Below are 16,723 nucleotides of genomic sequence, written 5' to 3'. Positions count from 1 at the left end.
CGCGCGCTCCTCAGCCGTTCGACTGCCGGCCGAGATGAACCTTGACCGTCGCGGACAGTCCCGGACGCAGCACGGATTCCATGCCCTTCGGCACATCGAGCCGGATGCGCACCGGCACGCGCTGCACGATCTTCGTGAAGTTGCCTGTCGCGTTCTCGGCGGGCAGCACGCTGAAGGTGGCGCCGGTCGCGGGCGCGAGGCTTTCGACGTGGCCAGTTAGCGGCACGCTCGACGCATCGAGCTCGACGTCGGCTTCGTCGCCCGCGCGCATCTTCTTCAGTTGATCTTCCTTGAAGTTCGCATCGACCCAAAGGCCCGTCGACGGAACGATGGTCAGGAGCGACGTGCCCACGTTCGCGAGCACGCCCACGCGCGCCGTGCGATTGCCGACGTAGCCATCGACGGGCGAGCGGATCGTCGTGTACTCCACGTTCAGCTCCGCGACACGCCGCGACGCTTCCGCCGTCGCGACGCGCGCCTGCGCATCCGCGATCTGGGCTTCGATCACGCTCAGTTGCCGCTTCGCCGCCACGAGCGACGCGCCGCTGCGATCCACCGCCGCCTGCGCCTTCGTGTAGTCGGCATCGGCGCGTTCGACGATTTGGTTCGACACCGCATCGTCTTTCACGAGTTCGCGATAGCGCACACGGTCTTGCCCGGTTCGCGTGAGTTCGGCGGACGACGCGCGTACTTCCGCCTGCTGCTGATTGATGACCGCCGCCTGCAATGCGTCCTTCGCCTGCAATTCGACCACCGCCGCGCGCGCGCCCGACAATTCGGCGTCGGCCTGCGCGAGACGCGCATCGTAATCGCGCGCGTCGAGGCGGATCAGAACCTGACCCGCCTTCACGCGCTGATTGTCCTGCACGAGCACATCGGCGACGAAGCCGTTCACCTTCGGCGCGAGCACGGTGACGTCGCCGCCGACGTAGGCATCGTCGGTCGTTTGAATGAAGCGCAACACGAGCGCCCAATACGTCGCCGCCGCGACCAGCACGAGCCCGACCAGGCCGAGCGCGAACAGCATCCAGGGAATCTTGCGCGCCGGCCGCGCGAGCGCCGGCGCCGCTACCGAAGGAATATTCGTCATTGGAGTCGTCATTTGCGATTTATAGTGCATATGCACAATATAAATTGAAGGAAAGGGCGAATGCGCTGCCCGTCATAGCCCGGAAGACTAGTTGTGCATATGCACCAAGTCAACCGTCACGGCGCGCATGAATGAATGACGCGGGCGGAAAGAATCGCGCTGAGCCTTGCGCTACAAGGCTCGGAGCCGGTTTTTCGGCTCGTCGGACAGCATGCTTTCAACGGCGCAAAAATGCACCGCGTGCTCGACGAACGCGCGCACCTTCGCCGGCAACAGCGCGCGCGTGCTGTAGGCGATACGAATCTCGATGGCGGAATCGACACGCTCGTAGGCGTCGAGCAGCGTGACGAGCCGCCCCGCCGCGACCTCCTGCGCGACGAGCGCCGTCGGCAGAACGCCGATACCGAAGCCCTGCAAGGCCATTTCGCGATTGAACACCGCGCTGTTCGACGCGATGTCGTAATTGAGCGGCACGCGCAGTTCCTCCCCGCCGATGCGAAATGTGAGCGCCGGCTTGCGTATCGACGGGGACATCGGCACGAACACGTGATCGGCGAGTTCGGACGGATGACGCGGCGCGGGACGTTGAGCGAGATACGCGGGACTCGCGACGAGCACGAGCGGAATAGTTTCGAGCAGGCGCGTGACGGCCGTGTCGGTCGATAGCATGAAGGGCAGCACGATCGCGAGATCGTAGCCTTCGCCGACGAGATCGATGGGCCGCTCCGTCAGCGTCACGTCGAGGCGCACGTGCGGATGCGCGCGCCTGAAGCTCGCAACGAGCGGCGCATAGCGGCTCGTCATCACGGTCGTGTGCGAGACGAGCCGCAACAGGCCGGTTGCCTCGCTCGCGCGGTTTGATGCGCGCTCTTCCATCGCCTGCAGTTCGTCGAGCAGACGCGAGCAGTCGGCGAAGAAGCGCTCGGCGGTTTCCGTCAGCGAGATTTGCCGTGTCGTGCGATGGAAAAGCCGGCTGCCGAGCCGTTCTTCCAGACCCGCGATGGCCCGCGAAACAACGGGCGGCGACAAGCCGAGTATGTCGGCCGCACGCGCGAAGCTCTTCGCTTCGACCACCGTGCAAAACACCTTCAGGCTCGTCAGATAGTCCATGTGCGCGTTCGCGATGCGTGCAAAGAGCCTCGATCATGGCACGAAGCCGCCGTATCCGCACGTTGAGACGATCGCGCGGTTTTACGAGTCGCGCGAGCATTCACGCGGGAGACACACGAGCCTAAAGTTCAACCCATGCCATGCACATGGCCCACCACTGAACGAAGGAGCACACCATGTCACGTCTTTCTCAAATCAACGTCAATGAAGCAACGGGCGCAACCGCCGATCTTTTCGCCGCGATCAAGAAGGCGGCGGGCAAGGTGCCGAACGCTTACGCGACCATCGGCACGCATAGCCCCGCCGCGCTCGGCGCAACGCTCAATGGCGACGCGGTTCTCGCGAAGAGCAGCCTCGACAAGGCCGATGTCGAAGCCATCAAGCTAGCCGTCAGCGAACTCGCCGGCTGTGATTACTGTGCCGCCGCGCATACGCTCGTCGGCAAGATGGTCGGGCTCTCGCAGAAGGAAACGCAGCAGATTCGCGCGGGCGAAGCGACCGGCAATGCGAAGCGCGATGCGCTCGTGCGCTTCGTGCGGCATGTCGCGGGTTCCACCGGCACGATCGACGCGGCGCGTCTGAACGAAGTGCGCGAAGCGGGCTACTCGGAAGCGCAAGTGATCGACACGCTGTTCGCGATGAGCGTCATCAACTTCACGAACCTCGTGAACCGCGTGAACGACACGACGATCGACTTCCCTGCCCTCGTCTAAGTTTGCGATGAACCTTTGGTAAGCCGGTCGATGACGGAACTCACGAGATCGACCGGCACCGGAAACACGATCGTCGAGTTCTTGTCTCCGGCAATCGAGGTCAGCGTTTGCAGATAGCGCAACTGCATGGCCTGCGGCTGTTGCGCGAGCATTTGCGCCGCTTGCAGCAGTTTCTCCGATGCCTGCAACTCGCCTTCGGCATGGATGATCTTCGCGCGCCGCTCGCGTTCCGCTTCGGCCTGGCGAGCGATTGCGCGGATCATCGTCTCGTTGATATCAACGTCCTTGATCTCGACGTTCGACACCTTGATGCCCCACGCATCCGTCTGCGAATCGAGCACGCGCTGGATATCGGCATTGAGGCGCTCGCGCTCGGACAGCAGTTCGTCGAGCTCGTGCTTGCCGAGGATCGCGCGCAGCGTGGTTTGCGCGAGCTGACTTGTCGCGTCGAGAAAACGCGCGACCTGGATCACCGCCTTTTCCGGATCGACGACACGGAAGTACACGACCGCGTTCACCTTCACCGACACGTTGTCGCGCGTGATGACGTCCTGCGGCGGCACGTCGAACACGACAGTGCGCAAGTCCATGCGCACGACCTGCTGCACGACCGGAATGATCAGCACGAGCCCCGGCCCTTTCACTTTCCAGAAGCGCCCGAGCATGAACACGACGCCGCGCTCGTACTCGCGGAAAATGCGCACCGCGGACGCGACGATAAAGATGAAGAACGCGATGACGATGCCGCTGAAACCAAAAGTAAGCCCCATTTTTCAAGCCTCGTTGTGGATGTGTTCAGGAATGGCCCGGCTCGCGTTCACCCTGCAGCGGCTCGACGGTCAACGTGAGACCGTGACGCGAAATCACGCGCACCCGCGCGCCTTCTCCGGGCAATGCGTCCGGCGACGTCGAACGCACGCGCCAGCGTTCGCCTTGCACGCGCGCCCAGCCGTTGGCGGCATCGGCCGATGCGCCTTCGCTCGTCAACATCACGCCGATGCTGCCGAGCATCGCCTCGCCGCCGCTCACGACCGGGCGCTTGCGCGCCCGCAACGCGACGCCCGACACAGTGAACACGAACAACGCCGTGAAGAGCGCGAGCCCGACGACCAGGCCGACCGGAATGCCGAAGCCGGGCACGTCGGTATCGATCAGCATGAGCGCGCCGATCGCGAACGCGATGATCCCGCCGATGCCGAGCGAACCGAAGGTCGGCAGAAACATTTCAGCGACCAGAAAACCCATGCCGAGCAGGATCAATCCCAGTCCGACGAAGCTGATCGGCAATAGTTGCAGAGCAAACAATCCGACCAGCAGGCAGATCGCGCCGGCGACGCCCGGCAGCACCATGCCGGGATTCGCGAATTCGAAGAAGAGCCCGTACATGCCGATCATCATCAGAATGAGCGCGACGCTCGGGTCGGTGATCGTCGCGAGGAAGCGGCTGCGCCAGTCGGGTTGCAGCACGACGAGCGGCGCCTGTTTCGTCGCGAGGACGTGATCGCCGCTCGCGGTCTTGACGTGACGACCGTCGAGTTTCGCGAGCAGATCGGGAACGTCGTTCGCGGTCATGTCGATGACTTTCTGCTCCAGCGCTTCCGTCGCCGATAACGCGACCGCCTCGCGCACCGCGCGCTCGGCCCATTGCACGTTGCGTCCGCGCAATTGCGCGAGACCGCGGATATAGGCGGCGGCGTCCTGCATCTGTTTGCGCGTTTCGGTCGATTGCTCCGCAGGTTCCGCGCGCGCGCCCGATGCGGGCTTTGCGCCCGACGGTTCGCGCTCCGGTCCGCCCATGCCGAGCTGTACCGGCGACGCCGCGCCGAGGTTCGTGCCGGGCGCCATCGCCGCGATGTGGCTCGCGTAGGTGATGTAGGTGCCCGCGCTCGCGGCGCGCGCCCCGCTCGGCGCGATGAACGCGGCCACCGGCACCGGCGAAGCGAGTATCGCCTGGATGATCGAGCGCATCGAGAGATCGAGTCCGCCGGGCGTGTCGAGTTCGAGCACGGCGAGTTGCGCGTGCTCGTCGGCGGCGCGGGCGAGCGAGCGCACGAAGAAATCCGCGCTCGCCGGTCCGATCGCACCTTTCAGCGGGATCACGACGACGGGCGCGCTCACACCGGCCACGCCGGCCACGGCGCTCATCGGGATGAGCGCGCACGCAAGCAACCACAACGCGCAACGCACGCGCCTACACAGCCAGTCGGCGAGGTTCGTTTTCATCGGCGAAAACCGGGCGCGCGCTTGCGCGGCGGTTCCTCGTGTTCGGTCTCTCTTTTAGCTTAGGTCAATTGCACAATCACGGCCGGCGCGTCGTGCGATCAATGACCTTTTCGACATCCGCCGTTTCGCCCAGCGCCGACACGAACCGCGCCTTGTCGAAGTCGCGCGACACGCAACCGTCGAGATAGACGAAGCGGCGCTGCAACGTGAGCCACAAGCTGGTTTTCTCGCGCCATTGCAGCGACGCGTTCAGCGAATTCAGGCGCCGCGTCACGCTCTCGGCGATCTCCTTGTCGTAGTCGTAGCTGTTCGCGAGCCGGCAGCGCCCCCCGATCCAGCAGCTATTGCCGCGTTCGATGCGGTAATGCGCTTCGTCGAGCCATTCCCGATCGGTTTCGAACGGGCCGAGCGGCGCGGCGCAATCGGCGATGGCGCTCGATACCTGCAGAAAGGGATCGTTGCCGCGGTTCTCGCGCTTTTCGTCGGCGCGCGTCATGTGCGGGGCTGCGGCAAGCACGGCCGCGAGCGCCAGCATTCCGTAAGCCGCAGTTCGTGTCATCGTGCGCCTTTCATCGAGCGATCGTCCAGACAGCATAGTTCATTGCACCGGACCGAATCGGCGCACGGGAAGCCGGTAAACTCACGATGTGGCGCATCGCCCATTCCCCGCACCGAGACCGACATGAAACAGGCACTCCACCATCTGACGGTCGCGACAGGCTCGCGCGGCCTGCACGAAGTCACACGTGACATCGATCGCTGGATCGATCTTCAGGACATTCGCACCGGTTTGCTCACGCTGTTTTGCCGGCATACGTCGGCATCGCTGCTGATTCAGGAGAACGCCGATCCCGACGTGCGCGTGGATCTCGAACGGTATTTCGAGTCGGTCGCGCCAGAAGTGCCCGGCCGCTACGTGCACGACACCGAAGGGCCCGACGACATGCCCGCGCACCTGCGCACGGCGCTGACCACCGTGCAGCTTTCGATTCCCGTCGAGGCCGGCCGCATGGTGCTCGGCACGTGGCAAGGCATCTACGTGTTCGAGCACCGGACGGCGCAGCATCAGCGCGAACTCGTCTTGCATCTGATCGGCGAGTGACCTAATATACGCACCGCGTATATTTCGGGAGCGGTGACGGTGACTCAAGAACATCAGCAGCAGACGATTCTTCGCGACGCCATGCGGCGTCTGAACATGACCCGCGATGCGTTCGCGTCGCGCATCGGCGTATCGCGGCGCGCGCTGGATACGTGGTTGCTGCCGGACGAGTCGCCGGAATCGCGCGCAATGCCGGAAATCGCCGCGCGCTACGTCGGCGAGATTTTGGGCGGCATGCCGGAAGGCGGCTCATATACGCAAAGCGCACATCTGGCTATCGACTTCGAAGGCCGGCCGCAATTGCTCTCGATCGACCAGTTTTCGCGCGAATCGGCCGAGGCCTTGTTCCGCACTGCCGACATGATGCAGCCCATTGCGCGGCGCAAGAAGATCACGCGCGTGCTCGAAGGCGCGGTGCTCGCGAATCTGTTCTTCGAGGCCAGCACGCGCACGCGCGTGAGCTTCGGCGCGGCGTTCGCGAGGCTCGGCGGCTCGGTGTGCGACACGACTGGCTTCACGTTTTCGTCGATGGCGAAAGGCGAGTCGATCTACGACACGAGCCGGGTCATCAGCGGTTACGCCGACGCGATCGTCGTGCGGCATCCGGAGCAAGGCTCGGTCGCGGAATTCGCACGCGCGACGAATATTCCTGTAATCAATGCGGGCGACGGCCCCGGCGAGCATCCGAGTCAGGCGCTGCTCGATCTCTACACGATCCAGCGCGAGTTCTCGCGTCTCGGAAAAATCGTCGATGGCGCGCATATCGCGATGGTCGGCGATCTCAAGTACGGCCGCACCGTGCATTCGCTCGCCAAGCTGCTCTCGCTTTACAAGGGACTGAAGTTCACGCTCGTGTCGCCGCGTTCGCTGGAAATGCCGGCGCATATCATCGAGCGCATCGCGCGCGGCGACCACGTGATCGAGCAGACGAGCGACCTGCGCGCGGGACTCGCGGGCGCGGACGTGGTGTACGCGACGCGCATTCAGAAAGAGCGTTTCGCCGATGAATCGATCGAAGGCTATACGCCGGATTTTCAGATCAACCAGGCGCTCGTCGACGATGTATGCGGACGCGACACGCTCATCATGCATCCGCTGCCGCGCGACAGCCGCCCCGGCGCGAACGATCTCGCCACCGACCTGAACCACGACTCGCGCCTCGCGATCTTCCGCCAGACCGACAACGGCATCGCGGTGCGCATGGCGATTTTCGCGGTGCTGCTGGGCGTCGAGCATCAAGTGCGCCATTCGATGCGCGACGCGGCGTGGAAGTCGCCTGTTTCAATCGGTCCGGACGACGCCGTGTTCCACGGCTTCGATTGATACGGTTTTTACACGCCGCAATCATCTCTTTGCGTGACGTTGACGAAAGCCGGCCTATGCTTCTACACAAGGAAACGTGATGGAGCAACGGTCATGAATATGTCGCTTGCATGGGCGGTCAGCCGTCGAAAATTACATGATGAAGGGTTCGGCTCGTGTCAGCGCGTGCGCATTCTCGCGCTCGCGCATTTCCCGAATACCGAGGCGTCGCGGGAACGCATACGCGCACTGTTTCATTCGCCGCTCGGCATCTATGTGAGTCAGGCGCAGCGTGAAGGCTGTGAACTACGCCTCGAATTCGATACGGCCAGCGAAGACCTCGCGTTCACATTGCGAACGTTGAAACGCGTGCTGCCTGAAGCGCATGTCGAAGGGATTGCGCCGCGCGTATTTGCGCATCGTGTGAGCACGCGCGGCACGAGCTGACATCTCATTCTTTCGAAGGCTTGATCAGATCCGGATGATGTTCACGCATGAATTCGGCGTAGGGTTTCATCCGCTTGAATTCTTCGTCCGAAAGCTCCCATGTGTCCGGATCCAACGCGATACCCCGGTTGATCTCCTCTTCCTCCTCAGGCGTGAGATAGATGAGGTCCTTAACTTTGCTTTGCATTTCGATCTAACTCTCTATCGTTTGCGCGGCGCAGGCTGATGATGCGCCGCGTCTCGTTTCTCCACGTGAACACCACGCAGAACGTACGGCCGCGAATGGGCACATAGCCCACTTCGCGAACCTCTCCATAATCGCGACGATCGTCTATTTCCAGCACGACAGCGTCCCACGCGATCTCTCTCGCAAGATCGAGCGATACACCGTGCTGAAGCCGATTGATCGCGTCCTTCAACGGGTCAAACGTAATGTCGAAGAGCATTCATTGTGATTCCCAAAAGTAGAAGTGACAAGACGCGAAAGTTCTGATTTTCGGATTGTGTTTAATCCGAAGTCCGAACGATTCCAGTTACTTCATTCTTCTGGAAACCTCATGGCTTTTCTATAGACCGATTGGCCAACGAGCACGAATGATCCTGAAGCTCTTCGGACGATGCCCAGTTGCCAGGCTGCACGTGATCGTTGAGGAGAAAGAATGCGTGCGCGCCATCGCCGCGCACGGCGCCCACGAGCAAAAGCGTCTGTTCGCCCATCGTCTGGCCGCGGCTTGCGGCATAGGGCGCGACGAGCTTGAAGGGATCGGTATGCGCGAGATCCGCGTCGTCGATGCGCATCGCGCTGTACACATGGCCGCGCAATCTCACCGGCAGCGGCTTCCACTCCGCGCCGATGCCCGGCCCCACTTCGCGCAGCGTCTGCACGACATCGGACGCGAGACAGTCGATATGGATGTGCAGCTGATTTTGCGTGCGCCCGCTCGCCGAATTGATAGCGAGCGAAACTTCATCGCGCGGCAGCGTCCGACGCAACGCGCGATCGACATAGCCGCGCGCATTCCATCCGTCGCGAAAGTAGTTCGGCGCGTTTGGCGCGAGCAGCGCGGGACTTTCGATGCCGCTCACGCGCGCAGTCGGAATCAGCAGATATTGCGCGACCCCGACGATATCCTTCAGAACGGCGTATCCCCCTGGCAGATTCACGTCCGCGCATTTCTGCTGAACCTGCGCGCCCTCCGCGGCGGGCTCGCAGTAGTCGTGGACGATGTCCCACAGCGCGTTCGGATCGGCTGCATACGCGAACGGCAGACAAAGCAGACCGAGCGCGGCGAGGCGGCGGAGTTTCTTCACAGGTTTCATCGGCATGATCTGGCGGCGCGAAAGTGGACAGCCTGCCGGATTATGCTTGCAAGCGCATGAACGTGCCCCGGAAACGCGTCCCGAAACGCGACAAAGCCCCGCGTCCGAGGAGCGCGGGGCTTTGTCATCGCTCGGGAAATCAGGCCGTCTCGGCGCGATTCACCGGATGCGGTTCCTTCAGCTTGTTGGCGACGCGCGCCGCCTCGAAGTACGACGCGCTCGGCGGACGCTTCAAATACTGTCCCGCGCCGCGCTCCGCACGCAGATCGCCGTTGGCCCAGGCGAGCGCGCCGCGCGTGAGCGTGTGCGTCGCGACGCCTTGCACTTCCATGCCTTCGAAGACGTTGAAATCCACCTTCTGATGATGCGTCTTCACGGAGATCGTGCGCGTCGCGTTCGGGTCCCAGACGACGATATCCGCATCCGCGCCGACCTGCACCGCGCCCTTTCGCGGATAGAGATTGAAGATTTGCGCCGCATTCGTCGATGTCACGCGCACGAACTCGTTCGGTGTGAGACGACCCATGTTGACGCCGTGATGCCACAGCACCGACATGCGATCTTCCACTCCGCCGCAACCGTTAGGAATCCTTGTGAAGTCTTCGCGGCCCATCGCTTTCTGCGATGCGCAGAATACGCAATGATCGGTCGCCGTCGTATGCAGCTGGCCCGATTGCAGCCCGCGCCACAACGCCTCGCGATGCTCGGCCGCGCGAAACGGCGGGCTCATCACGTGCGCGGCGGCGCGCGTCCAGTCGGGATCGCGATACACCGATTCATCGATCACGAGATGGCCCGGCAACACTTCACCGAATACGCGCAATCCTTCGTTGCGCGCCTTCGCTATCACATCGACTGCATCTTTCGCCGAGACGTGCACGATGTAGAGCGGCACGCCAAGCACCTGAGCGATGCGGATCGCGCGATTGGCCGCTTCGCCCTCCACTTCGGGCGGACGGGACAACGGATGCGCCTCCGGTCCCGTGAAGCCTTTCGCAAGTAGTTGCTTCTGCAACTGAAAGACGAGCTCGCCGTTTTCCGCGTGAACGGTCGGCAGCGCGCCGAGTTCGAGCGAACGCGTGAAGCTGTTCACGAGCACTTCGTCGTCGGCCATGATCGCGTTCTTGTAGGCCATGAAGTGCTTGAAGCTCGACACGCCATGCTCGTGCACGAGCAAGCCCATGTCGCGATGCACGGACTCGTCCCACCACGTCACCGCGACGTGAAAGCCGTAATCCGCCGATGCTTTCTCGGCCCACCCGCGCCACTCCCTGAACGCATCCATGAGCGGTTGCTTCGGGCTCGGTATCACGAAGTCGATGATGCTCGTCGTGCCGCCCGACAGTCCCGCCGCGGTGCCGGTATAGAAATCGTCGCTGGCGGTCGTGCCCATGAAGGGCAATTCCATGTGCGTATGCGGATCGATACCGCCGGGCATGACGTATTGTCCGCCGGCATCGACGATTTGCGTGTTCGCGGGTGCGTCGAGATCGGTGCCGATGGCGAGAATCGTCCCGCCCGCTTGCGGGTCGGCGCATAGCACGTCGGCGCGATAGGTGCGGTCCGCATCGATGACGGTGCCGCCGCGAATCAGGATAGGCATGAGTCGTCCTCCAGGTATTCAGTCATGTTCGAAATCAGGCGCTCAAAACGCCGGCGCGCGGGCTGCCGCGCAGCTTCATCCACGATCCATAGACGAGCGCGGCGAGCACGAGACCCACGAACCACGCATACGTGTAGAGCGTATTGAAGAAGACCGGCACGCCGGGAAACGACGCGGGGAACGCCGTGTGCAGGAAGCCCGGCAGATTCGGCAGCACGCCGGCGAGTAGCGCCACGACCGCCGCCATGTTCCAGCCGCCGCTATACGAGTACTCGCCGTCTTCATCGAAGAGCTCGCGGTGATCGAGCCGCGTGCCGCGAATGAAAAAGTAGTCGACCATCAGAATGCCCGCGACCGGCCCGAGCAGCGCCGAATAGCCGACGAGCCACGTGAAGATGTAGCCCTGCGTGGTCGCGAGAATCTTCCACGGCATCATGACGATGGCGATCGTCGCGGTGATCATGCCGCCCGCGCGATACGAAATGCCCTTCGGCCACAGGCTCGAAAAGTCATAGGCCGGTCCAACGAGATTGGCCGCGAGATTGCAGCACATCGTATCGAGCGTGAGAATGATGAGCGCGACGCCCACGCCGATGCCCGTCATGCGGCTCGTGAGATCGATCGGATCCCAGATCGCCTTGCCGTAGATCACGACCGTCGCCGACGTGACGACGACCGAGATCACCGAGAGCAGCGCCATCGGTAGCGGCAGGCCGATCGATTGCCCAATCACCTGATCGCGTTGTGTGCGTGCGAAGCGCGTGAAATCGGGAATGTTGAGCGCGAGCGTCGCCCAGAAGCCGACCATCGCGGTGAGACCCGGCCAGAACGTCGCCCAGAAAAGCCCCTCTTTCTTGCCGCCCGCGACGAACTGCGAAGGCGCCGAGAGCATCGAGCCGATGCCACCCGCTTTGCTCGTCGCCCACCAGACGAGCGCGATGCACATCACGACCTTGATCGGCGCGGACCAGCTTTCGAGCCAGCGGATCGAATCCGTGCCGTGCCAGATGAAGTAAAGCTGCAACGCCCAGAACACGAGAAAGCACGCGAGTTGCCCAAGCGAAATATCGATGAGAGGCAGCGCCGCGCCATGCAACGCATTGCCCGTCAGGATATTCAAAAGCGTATAGATCGCGCTGCCGCCCAGCCATGTTTGAATACCGTACCAGCCGCACGCGACGATCGCGCGCAGCAGCGCCGGCAACTTCGCGCCCTGCGTGCCGAACGAAGAACGCACGAGCACCGCGTATGGGATGCCGTGCTTCGCGCCGGCATGGCCGATCAGCAGCATCGGCACGAGCACGATCATGTTGCCGAGCAAGACCGTCAATACCGCCTGCCACGGCGACATGCCCTGGTCGGTGAGACCCGCGGCCAGCATGTATGACGCGATGTTCATCACCATGCCGACCCACAACGCCGCGAAGTGATACCACTTCCAAGTGCGTTGCGCGGGGCCGGTCGGTGCGAGGTCCTCGTTATACAAGCTGCTCGTCTCGACGTCATGCGCTGTCTGATTCATCGGGTGCACTCCGGTTGAGTGTGCGGTAGATCGGGGATTCAACGACGACGAGCGCTACGTTATGTTTATGCCGCTTTCGCGGGTTCTTCCGCATCGATGCGCGCGGGATTGTTCTCGTGCGTGGTCCAGTTCGCGTACTCGCCCGCATCGACGCGTTCCATCGTGATGCACTGCTCGACGGGACACACGTGCATGCACAGATTGCAGCCGACGCATTCCGCGTCCACCACTTCGAAATGCCGCTTGCCGTCTTTCTCCTTCAGGATCGCCTGATGCGACGTGTCCTCGCATGCGATATGACACAGCCCGCACTGGATACACTTGTCCTGATCGATGCGCGCCTTGATGTCGTACTTGAGATTGAGGTACTTCCAGTCGGTGACGTTCGGCACGGCGCGGCCGCGAATATCGTCGAGCGTCGCGTAGCCTTTTTCGTCCATCCAGTTCGAGAGGCCATCGGCGAGATCGGACACGATGCGAAAACCGTAGTGCATGGCGGCCGTGCACACCTGCACGCTGCCCGCGCCGAGCACCATGAACTCGGCGGCATCGCGCCATGACGAAATGCCGCCGATGCCCGAGATAGGCAGATTCGGCGTCTCAGGATCGCGCGCGATTTCGGCCACCATGTTCAGCGCGATAGGCTTTACCGCCGGGCCGCAATAGCCGCCATGCGTGCCCTTGCCGTCGACAGTCGGCATCGGCGCCATCTGATCGAGATCGACGGCGACGATCGAGTTGATCGTGTTGATGAGCGACACGCCATCCGCGCCGCCCTTGAACGCGGCGCGCGAACCCGTGCGGATGTCGCTGATGTTCGGCGTGAGTTTCACGAGGCACGGCAGCTTCGTGCCTTCCTTCACCCAGCGCGTGACCATCTCGACATATTCAGGCACTTGCCCCACGGCCGCGCCCATGCCGCGTTCGCTCATGCCATGCGGACACCCGAAGTTCAGTTCGACCGCATCTGCGCCCGTGTCTTCCACTTGCGTGAGAATCCACTTCCAGTCCTTCTCGTTGCACGGAACCATCAGAGAGACGATCAGCGCGCGATCGGGCCAGTCACGCTTCACCTGTTCGATCTCGCGCAGATTCACATCTAGCGGACGATCCGTAATGAGCTCGATGTTGTTCAGCCCCGCGATGCGCTGCCCGTTCCATTGCACCGCGCCATAACGCGAGCTCACGTTCACGACGTGCGGATCGAGTCCGAGCGTCTTCCACACGACGCCGCCCCAACCGGCCTCGAACGCGCGATTGACGTTATAGGCTTTGTCGGTCGGCGGCGCGGACGCGAGCCAGAAAGGATTCGGCGACGTGATACCGGCGATGTTGCAAGTCAGATCGGCCATGTTCGTAGTTCTCCTTTTATGCTCAGGCGGCTTTGATCGCGGTCAGTTCGAACGACGCATCGATGGACGCCGCCGCCAGCTTGCCGTCCTGCACGGCCTGCACGGTGAGGTCGAGTCCTTCATGGGTCGCGCAATCGCCGCCCGCCCACACTTTCGCGAGCGTCGTCTGACGGTTCTCGTCGGTGACGATGCGTCCACCATCGAGCGTCAGCAACTCGCGCTCGATGCCGACGGGAACGAGCGTCTGACCGATCGCCTTCAGCACCATGTCCGCTTCGATCACGAAGCGCTCCGTGCCGCGCTCGAACTCGACGCCCGTAACCAGACCGTTAGCGCCGATCAATCGCACCGGCTGCGCGTGCGTGACGATGGCTACGCCGTTCGTCTGCGCGAACTCGCGCTCGGCCCACGTCGCGCTCATGTTCTCGACGCCGCGCCGATAGACCATCGTCACGTTCGTCGCGCCGAGCTTGGCGGCCTGCACGCATGCATCGACCGCCGTGTTGCCGCCGCCGATGACCACGACGCGCCGCCCGACCGGCACATTCGCGAGTTCGTCGGCCTGACGCACCTGCTCGATGAAATCGACCGCGTTCATCACGCCTTCGAGCGCTTCGCCTTCGAGCGACAGTTCGCGCACGCCCGCAAGACCGAACGCGATAAACACCGCATCGTATTGCTTGCGCAGTTCGTCCAGGGTGAAGTCCCGGCCGAGCGACCGACCCGCTTCGATTTCGATACCGCCGATCGAATACAGCCATTCGATCTCGCGCTGCGCATAGTCCTCGACCGTCTTGTACGCGGCGATGCCGTACTCGTTGAGTCCGCCCGGCTTCGCGCGCGCGTCGAAGATCACCGCGCGATGTCCGGCCAGCGCGAGCCGATACGCACACGCAAGTCCCGCCGGACCCGCGCCGACGATCGCGATGCGGCGTCCGGTGTCCGCCGCGCGTTCGAACAACGCGACACCTTTCGCCATCGCCCAATCGGTTGCATGACGTTGCAACGCGCCGATCTTCACCGGCTCGTCGCCGGGATGGTTGCGTACGCAACTACCTTCGCAGAGGATCTCCGTCGGGCACACGCGCGCGCACATGCCGCCAAGCGGATTAGCCGACAGGATATCGACGGCCGCGCCTTTCAGATTGCCGTTGCCGATCTTGCGAATAAAGCTCGGAATGTCAATGCTCGTCGGGCAGGCTTGCACGCACGGCGCGTCGTAGCAGTAGTGGCAGCGGCTCGCGGCGGCAGCCGCGGCGGTGGCGTCGAGCAGCGGCGCGACGTCCGAGAATTCGCATGCGAGCTGTTCCTGTGTAAGACGATGGCTCGCGATATCGCCGATCGGTTTCATGGTCATGCGCGTTCCTTTTGAGGACGAACGAGTGCCCGCCGTCCGCATGCGATGACGCGGACGGTACTGAACGTGAAAATAGAAAAGCGTCGCTTACGAAGCCTGTTCCGACGCGCGCTCGAGCATCGCGTGCAGAAGCACGTTCGCGCCCGCCTCGATCCACTCCTGCGTCGCGTCTTCGATTTCGTTATGACTGATGCCATCGACGCATGGCACGAACACCATCGAGGTCGGCGCGACCTGCGAGAGATAGCACGCGTCGTGTCCCGCGCCCGACACCATGTCGCGATGCGAATAACCGAAGCGTTGCGCCGCCGCGCGCACGGACGCGACGCAGGCGGCGTCGAACTTTACGGGCTCGTAGTAGAAGATCTGTTCGAGCTCGGTCTGCAAACCGATCTCGCCGGCGATGCGCGCGACGCCCTCGCGCAACGCGGCATCCATGCGCGCGAGCACGGCATCGTCGGGATGACGGAAATCGACCGTGAAGAAGACGCGGCCGGGAATCACATTGCGCGAGTTCGGATGCACCTGCATCATGCCGACCGTCGCGCATGCGAGCGGCGCATGGTCGAGGCCGATGCGATTGACGAGATCGACCACGCGCGATGCGCCCAGCAGCGCATCCTTGCGGCGCGGCATCGGCGTGGGGCCCGCGTGCGCTTCCTGGCCGGTCAGCGTGATCTCGTACCAGCGTTGGCCTTGCGCGTCGGTGACGACGCCGATCGTCTTGTCCTCGGCTTCGAGAATCGGACCTTGCTCGATGTGCAACTCGAACGCCGCATGCAGCTTGCGGCCGCCGCACGGCAAATCGCCCGCATAGCCGATGCGCTTCAGTTCCTCGCCGATGGTCTTGCCGTCGACATCCTTGCGCGACAGGCCGTAATCGAGCGAAAACACGCCCGCGAACACGCCCGATGCGACCATCGCGGGCGCGAAGCGCGAGCCTTCCTCGTTGGTCCAGATCACGACTTCGATCGGATGCTCCGTCTCGATGCCGCGATCGTTGAGCGAGCGGATTACTTCGAGTCCGCCGAGCACGCCGTAGATGCCGTCGAAGCGGCCGCCCGTGGGCTGCGAATCCGCGTGCGAGCCGGTCATGACCGGCAGCGCGTCGAGGTTGCGCCCGGCGCGACGCATGAACACGTTGCCCATCTGATCGACGCTCACCGTGCAACCCGCTTCCTTCGCCCAGCTCACAATGAGATCGCGCCCTTCGCGGTCGAGATCGGTCAGCGCGAGACGGCATACGCCGCCCTTCGGGGTCGCGCCGATCTTGGCCATCGTCATGAGGCCGTCCCATAGACGCTGACCGTTCACCTTGATGGACGTATCGAGACCAGCCTCTCTGATTGCATCCGTTACGACGTTCATTCGCCTCGCTCCTTACGATCGGACTTCGTATGTGAGTGACTTCGTTTCGTGCATGCCGGACGTTTGCGGTGCGATGCCGCACGCGTCCGGTGCATGAGTTTGTTTTGCGATGAGTGATGCGAACAACACGCTTCTTCGATGCTCCGGGCGCGCTTCAAATCCTGTCCAATTGGACAGGTTGTAGCCGATTAAAATAAGCAAATCAACGTCTTTC

Annotated in this window: 17 protein-coding genes; 4 read left to right on the top strand and 13 right to left on the bottom strand. The window is 63.0% G+C overall.

The annotated features are described in order from the left end of the window. Positions 1–10 precede the first annotated feature (10 nt). Both AWB82_RS01025 and AWB82_RS01020 read right to left on the bottom strand, forming a co-directional pair. Positions 11–1,102: an HlyD family secretion protein gene (locus tag AWB82_RS01025; RefSeq protein WP_086964917.1), complete on the bottom strand. Its 1,092-nt coding sequence runs from the start codon at positions 1,100–1,102 to the stop codon at positions 11–13. A gap of 159 nt (positions 1,103–1,261) precedes the next feature. Further along, complete coding sequence (locus tag AWB82_RS01020) at positions 1,262–2,200, bottom strand: LysR family transcriptional regulator (protein ID WP_086964915.1); 939 nt, start codon at positions 2,198–2,200, stop codon at positions 1,262–1,264. A gap of 176 nt (positions 2,201–2,376) precedes the next feature. Between AWB82_RS01020 and AWB82_RS01015 the strand changes: the two genes are divergently transcribed. Then, positions 2,377–2,913: a carboxymuconolactone decarboxylase family protein gene (locus AWB82_RS01015; RefSeq protein WP_086964913.1), complete on the top strand. Its 537-nt coding sequence runs from the start codon at positions 2,377–2,379 to the stop codon at positions 2,911–2,913. Here AWB82_RS01015 and AWB82_RS01010 read toward each other — a convergent pair. From AWB82_RS01010 to AWB82_RS01000, 3 genes are all read right to left on the bottom strand, one after another. After that, positions 2,910–3,683 (bottom strand): slipin family protein, encoded by a 774-nt coding sequence (locus AWB82_RS01010; protein ID WP_086964911.1) that lies wholly within the window; start codon positions 3,681–3,683, stop codon positions 2,910–2,912. The two genes, AWB82_RS01015 and AWB82_RS01010, sit on opposite strands and share 4 nt — an antisense overlap. A 25-nt stretch (positions 3,684–3,708) precedes the next feature. After that, positions 3,709–5,136, bottom strand: a complete 1,428-nt coding sequence (locus AWB82_RS01005) for an NfeD family protein (protein WP_086964909.1) — start codon at positions 5,134–5,136, stop codon at positions 3,709–3,711. Between the two features lie 76 nt (positions 5,137–5,212). Next, the gene (locus AWB82_RS01000) at positions 5,213–5,695 is read right to left on the bottom strand and encodes a BON domain-containing protein (RefSeq protein WP_086964907.1); all 483 of its coding nucleotides are present in this window, start codon (positions 5,693–5,695) and stop codon (positions 5,213–5,215) included. A 123-nt stretch (positions 5,696–5,818) separates the two neighbouring features. Between AWB82_RS01000 and AWB82_RS00995 the strand changes: the two genes are divergently transcribed. The 3 genes from AWB82_RS00995 (at position 5,819) to AWB82_RS00985 (ending at position 7,987) form a co-directional block, all read left to right on the top strand. Beyond that, complete coding sequence (locus AWB82_RS00995; RefSeq protein WP_086964905.1) at positions 5,819–6,238, top strand: secondary thiamine-phosphate synthase enzyme YjbQ; 420 nt, start codon at positions 5,819–5,821, stop codon at positions 6,236–6,238. 39 nt (positions 6,239–6,277) lie between these two features. Continuing rightward, positions 6,278–7,561: an aspartate carbamoyltransferase gene (locus tag AWB82_RS00990; protein WP_407642964.1), complete on the top strand. Its 1,284-nt coding sequence runs from the start codon at positions 6,278–6,280 to the stop codon at positions 7,559–7,561. Between the two features lie 93 nt (positions 7,562–7,654). Beyond that, positions 7,655–7,987 carry a hypothetical protein gene (locus tag AWB82_RS00985; RefSeq protein ID WP_086964901.1) on the top strand — a complete coding sequence of 111 codons (333 nt, stop codon included), beginning with the start codon at positions 7,655–7,657 and terminating at the stop codon, positions 7,985–7,987. A gap of 4 nt (positions 7,988–7,991) precedes the next feature. Here AWB82_RS00985 and AWB82_RS00980 read toward each other — a convergent pair whose 3' ends face one another. The 8 genes from AWB82_RS00980 to AWB82_RS00945 all read right to left on the bottom strand — a co-directional run bounded on the left by AWB82_RS00980 (position 7,992) and on the right by AWB82_RS00945 (position 16,509). Continuing rightward, on the bottom strand, positions 7,992–8,174 hold the full coding sequence (locus tag AWB82_RS00980) for a hypothetical protein (protein WP_086964899.1): 183 nt from the start codon (positions 8,172–8,174) through the stop codon (positions 7,992–7,994). Further along, positions 8,158–8,433 carry a BrnT family toxin gene (locus AWB82_RS00975; RefSeq protein WP_086964897.1) on the bottom strand — a complete coding sequence of 92 codons (276 nt, stop codon included), beginning with the start codon at positions 8,431–8,433 and terminating at the stop codon, positions 8,158–8,160. Before AWB82_RS00975 ends, AWB82_RS00980 begins: the two co-directional genes overlap by 17 nt. A gap of 109 nt (positions 8,434–8,542) precedes the next feature. Next, positions 8,543–9,307 carry a CDP-diacylglycerol diphosphatase gene (locus AWB82_RS00970; protein ID WP_235023131.1) on the bottom strand — a complete coding sequence of 255 codons (765 nt, stop codon included), beginning with the start codon at positions 9,305–9,307 and terminating at the stop codon, positions 8,543–8,545. 139 nt (positions 9,308–9,446) lie between these two features. Then, positions 9,447–10,910: a dihydropyrimidinase gene (gene hydA / locus AWB82_RS00965; protein ID WP_086964893.1), complete on the bottom strand. Its 1,464-nt coding sequence runs from the start codon at positions 10,908–10,910 to the stop codon at positions 9,447–9,449. A 34-nt stretch (positions 10,911–10,944) separates the two neighbouring features. Then, complete coding sequence (locus AWB82_RS00960; RefSeq protein ID WP_086964891.1) at positions 10,945–12,432, bottom strand: NCS1 family nucleobase:cation symporter-1; 1,488 nt, start codon at positions 12,430–12,432, stop codon at positions 10,945–10,947. A gap of 65 nt (positions 12,433–12,497) precedes the next feature. Then, positions 12,498–13,784 (bottom strand): NAD-dependent dihydropyrimidine dehydrogenase subunit PreA, encoded by a 1,287-nt coding sequence (gene preA, locus AWB82_RS00955; RefSeq protein ID WP_086964889.1) that lies wholly within the window; start codon positions 13,782–13,784, stop codon positions 12,498–12,500. Positions 13,785–13,806: 22 nt separating this feature from the next. Continuing rightward, complete coding sequence (locus tag AWB82_RS00950; RefSeq protein WP_086964887.1) at positions 13,807–15,141, bottom strand: NAD(P)-dependent oxidoreductase; 1,335 nt, start codon at positions 15,139–15,141, stop codon at positions 13,807–13,809. Positions 15,142–15,228: 87 nt separating this feature from the next. Then, positions 15,229–16,509 carry a Zn-dependent hydrolase gene (locus AWB82_RS00945; protein ID WP_086964885.1) on the bottom strand — a complete coding sequence of 427 codons (1,281 nt, stop codon included), beginning with the start codon at positions 16,507–16,509 and terminating at the stop codon, positions 15,229–15,231. Between the last annotated feature and the right edge of the window lie 214 nt (positions 16,510–16,723).

Origin of the sequence: Caballeronia glebae, from assembly GCF_001545035.1 — a bacterium.
In the GTDB taxonomy this organism is placed as follows: Bacteria; Pseudomonadota; Gammaproteobacteria; order Burkholderiales; family Burkholderiaceae; genus Caballeronia; species Caballeronia glebae.
This window is presented reverse-complemented; position numbering and strand designations above follow the sequence as displayed.

Excerpts from the sequence above, each read along its gene's own strand:
- AWB82_RS00980 (WP_086964899.1), bottom strand. The coding sequence starts at position 8,174 with ATGCAAAGCAAAGTTAAGGACCTCATCTATCTCACGCCTGAGGAGGAA.
- AWB82_RS01025 (WP_086964917.1), bottom strand. The coding sequence starts at position 1,102 with ATGACGACTCCAATGACGAATATTCCTTCGGTAGCGGCGCCGGCGCTC.
- AWB82_RS00970 (WP_235023131.1), bottom strand. The coding sequence starts at position 9,307 with ATGAAACCTGTGAAGAAACTCCGCCGCCTCGCCGCGCTCGGTCTGCTT.
- AWB82_RS01020 (WP_086964915.1), bottom strand. The coding sequence starts at position 2,200 with ATGGACTATCTGACGAGCCTGAAGGTGTTTTGCACGGTGGTCGAAGCG.
- AWB82_RS00975 (WP_086964897.1), bottom strand. The coding sequence starts at position 8,433 with ATGCTCTTCGACATTACGTTTGACCCGTTGAAGGACGCGATCAATCGG.
- AWB82_RS01000 (WP_086964907.1), bottom strand. The coding sequence starts at position 5,695 with ATGACACGAACTGCGGCTTACGGAATGCTGGCGCTCGCGGCCGTGCTT.
- AWB82_RS00950 (WP_086964887.1), bottom strand. The coding sequence starts at position 15,141 with ATGACCATGAAACCGATCGGCGATATCGCGAGCCATCGTCTTACACAG.
- AWB82_RS01005 (WP_086964909.1), bottom strand. The coding sequence starts at position 5,136 with ATGAAAACGAACCTCGCCGACTGGCTGTGTAGGCGCGTGCGTTGCGCG.
- hydA (WP_086964893.1), bottom strand. The coding sequence starts at position 10,910 with ATGCCTATCCTGATTCGCGGCGGCACCGTCATCGATGCGGACCGCACC.
- AWB82_RS01010 (WP_086964911.1), bottom strand. The coding sequence starts at position 3,683 with ATGGGGCTTACTTTTGGTTTCAGCGGCATCGTCATCGCGTTCTTCATC.
- AWB82_RS00960 (WP_086964891.1), bottom strand. The coding sequence starts at position 12,432 with ATGAATCAGACAGCGCATGACGTCGAGACGAGCAGCTTGTATAACGAG.
- AWB82_RS01015 (WP_086964913.1), top strand. The coding sequence starts at position 2,377 with ATGTCACGTCTTTCTCAAATCAACGTCAATGAAGCAACGGGCGCAACC.
- preA (WP_086964889.1), bottom strand. The coding sequence starts at position 13,784 with ATGGCCGATCTGACTTGCAACATCGCCGGTATCACGTCGCCGAATCCT.
- AWB82_RS00985 (WP_086964901.1), top strand. The coding sequence starts at position 7,655 with ATGAATATGTCGCTTGCATGGGCGGTCAGCCGTCGAAAATTACATGAT.
- AWB82_RS00995 (WP_086964905.1), top strand. The coding sequence starts at position 5,819 with ATGAAACAGGCACTCCACCATCTGACGGTCGCGACAGGCTCGCGCGGC.
- AWB82_RS00945 (WP_086964885.1), bottom strand. The coding sequence starts at position 16,509 with ATGAACGTCGTAACGGATGCAATCAGAGAGGCTGGTCTCGATACGTCC.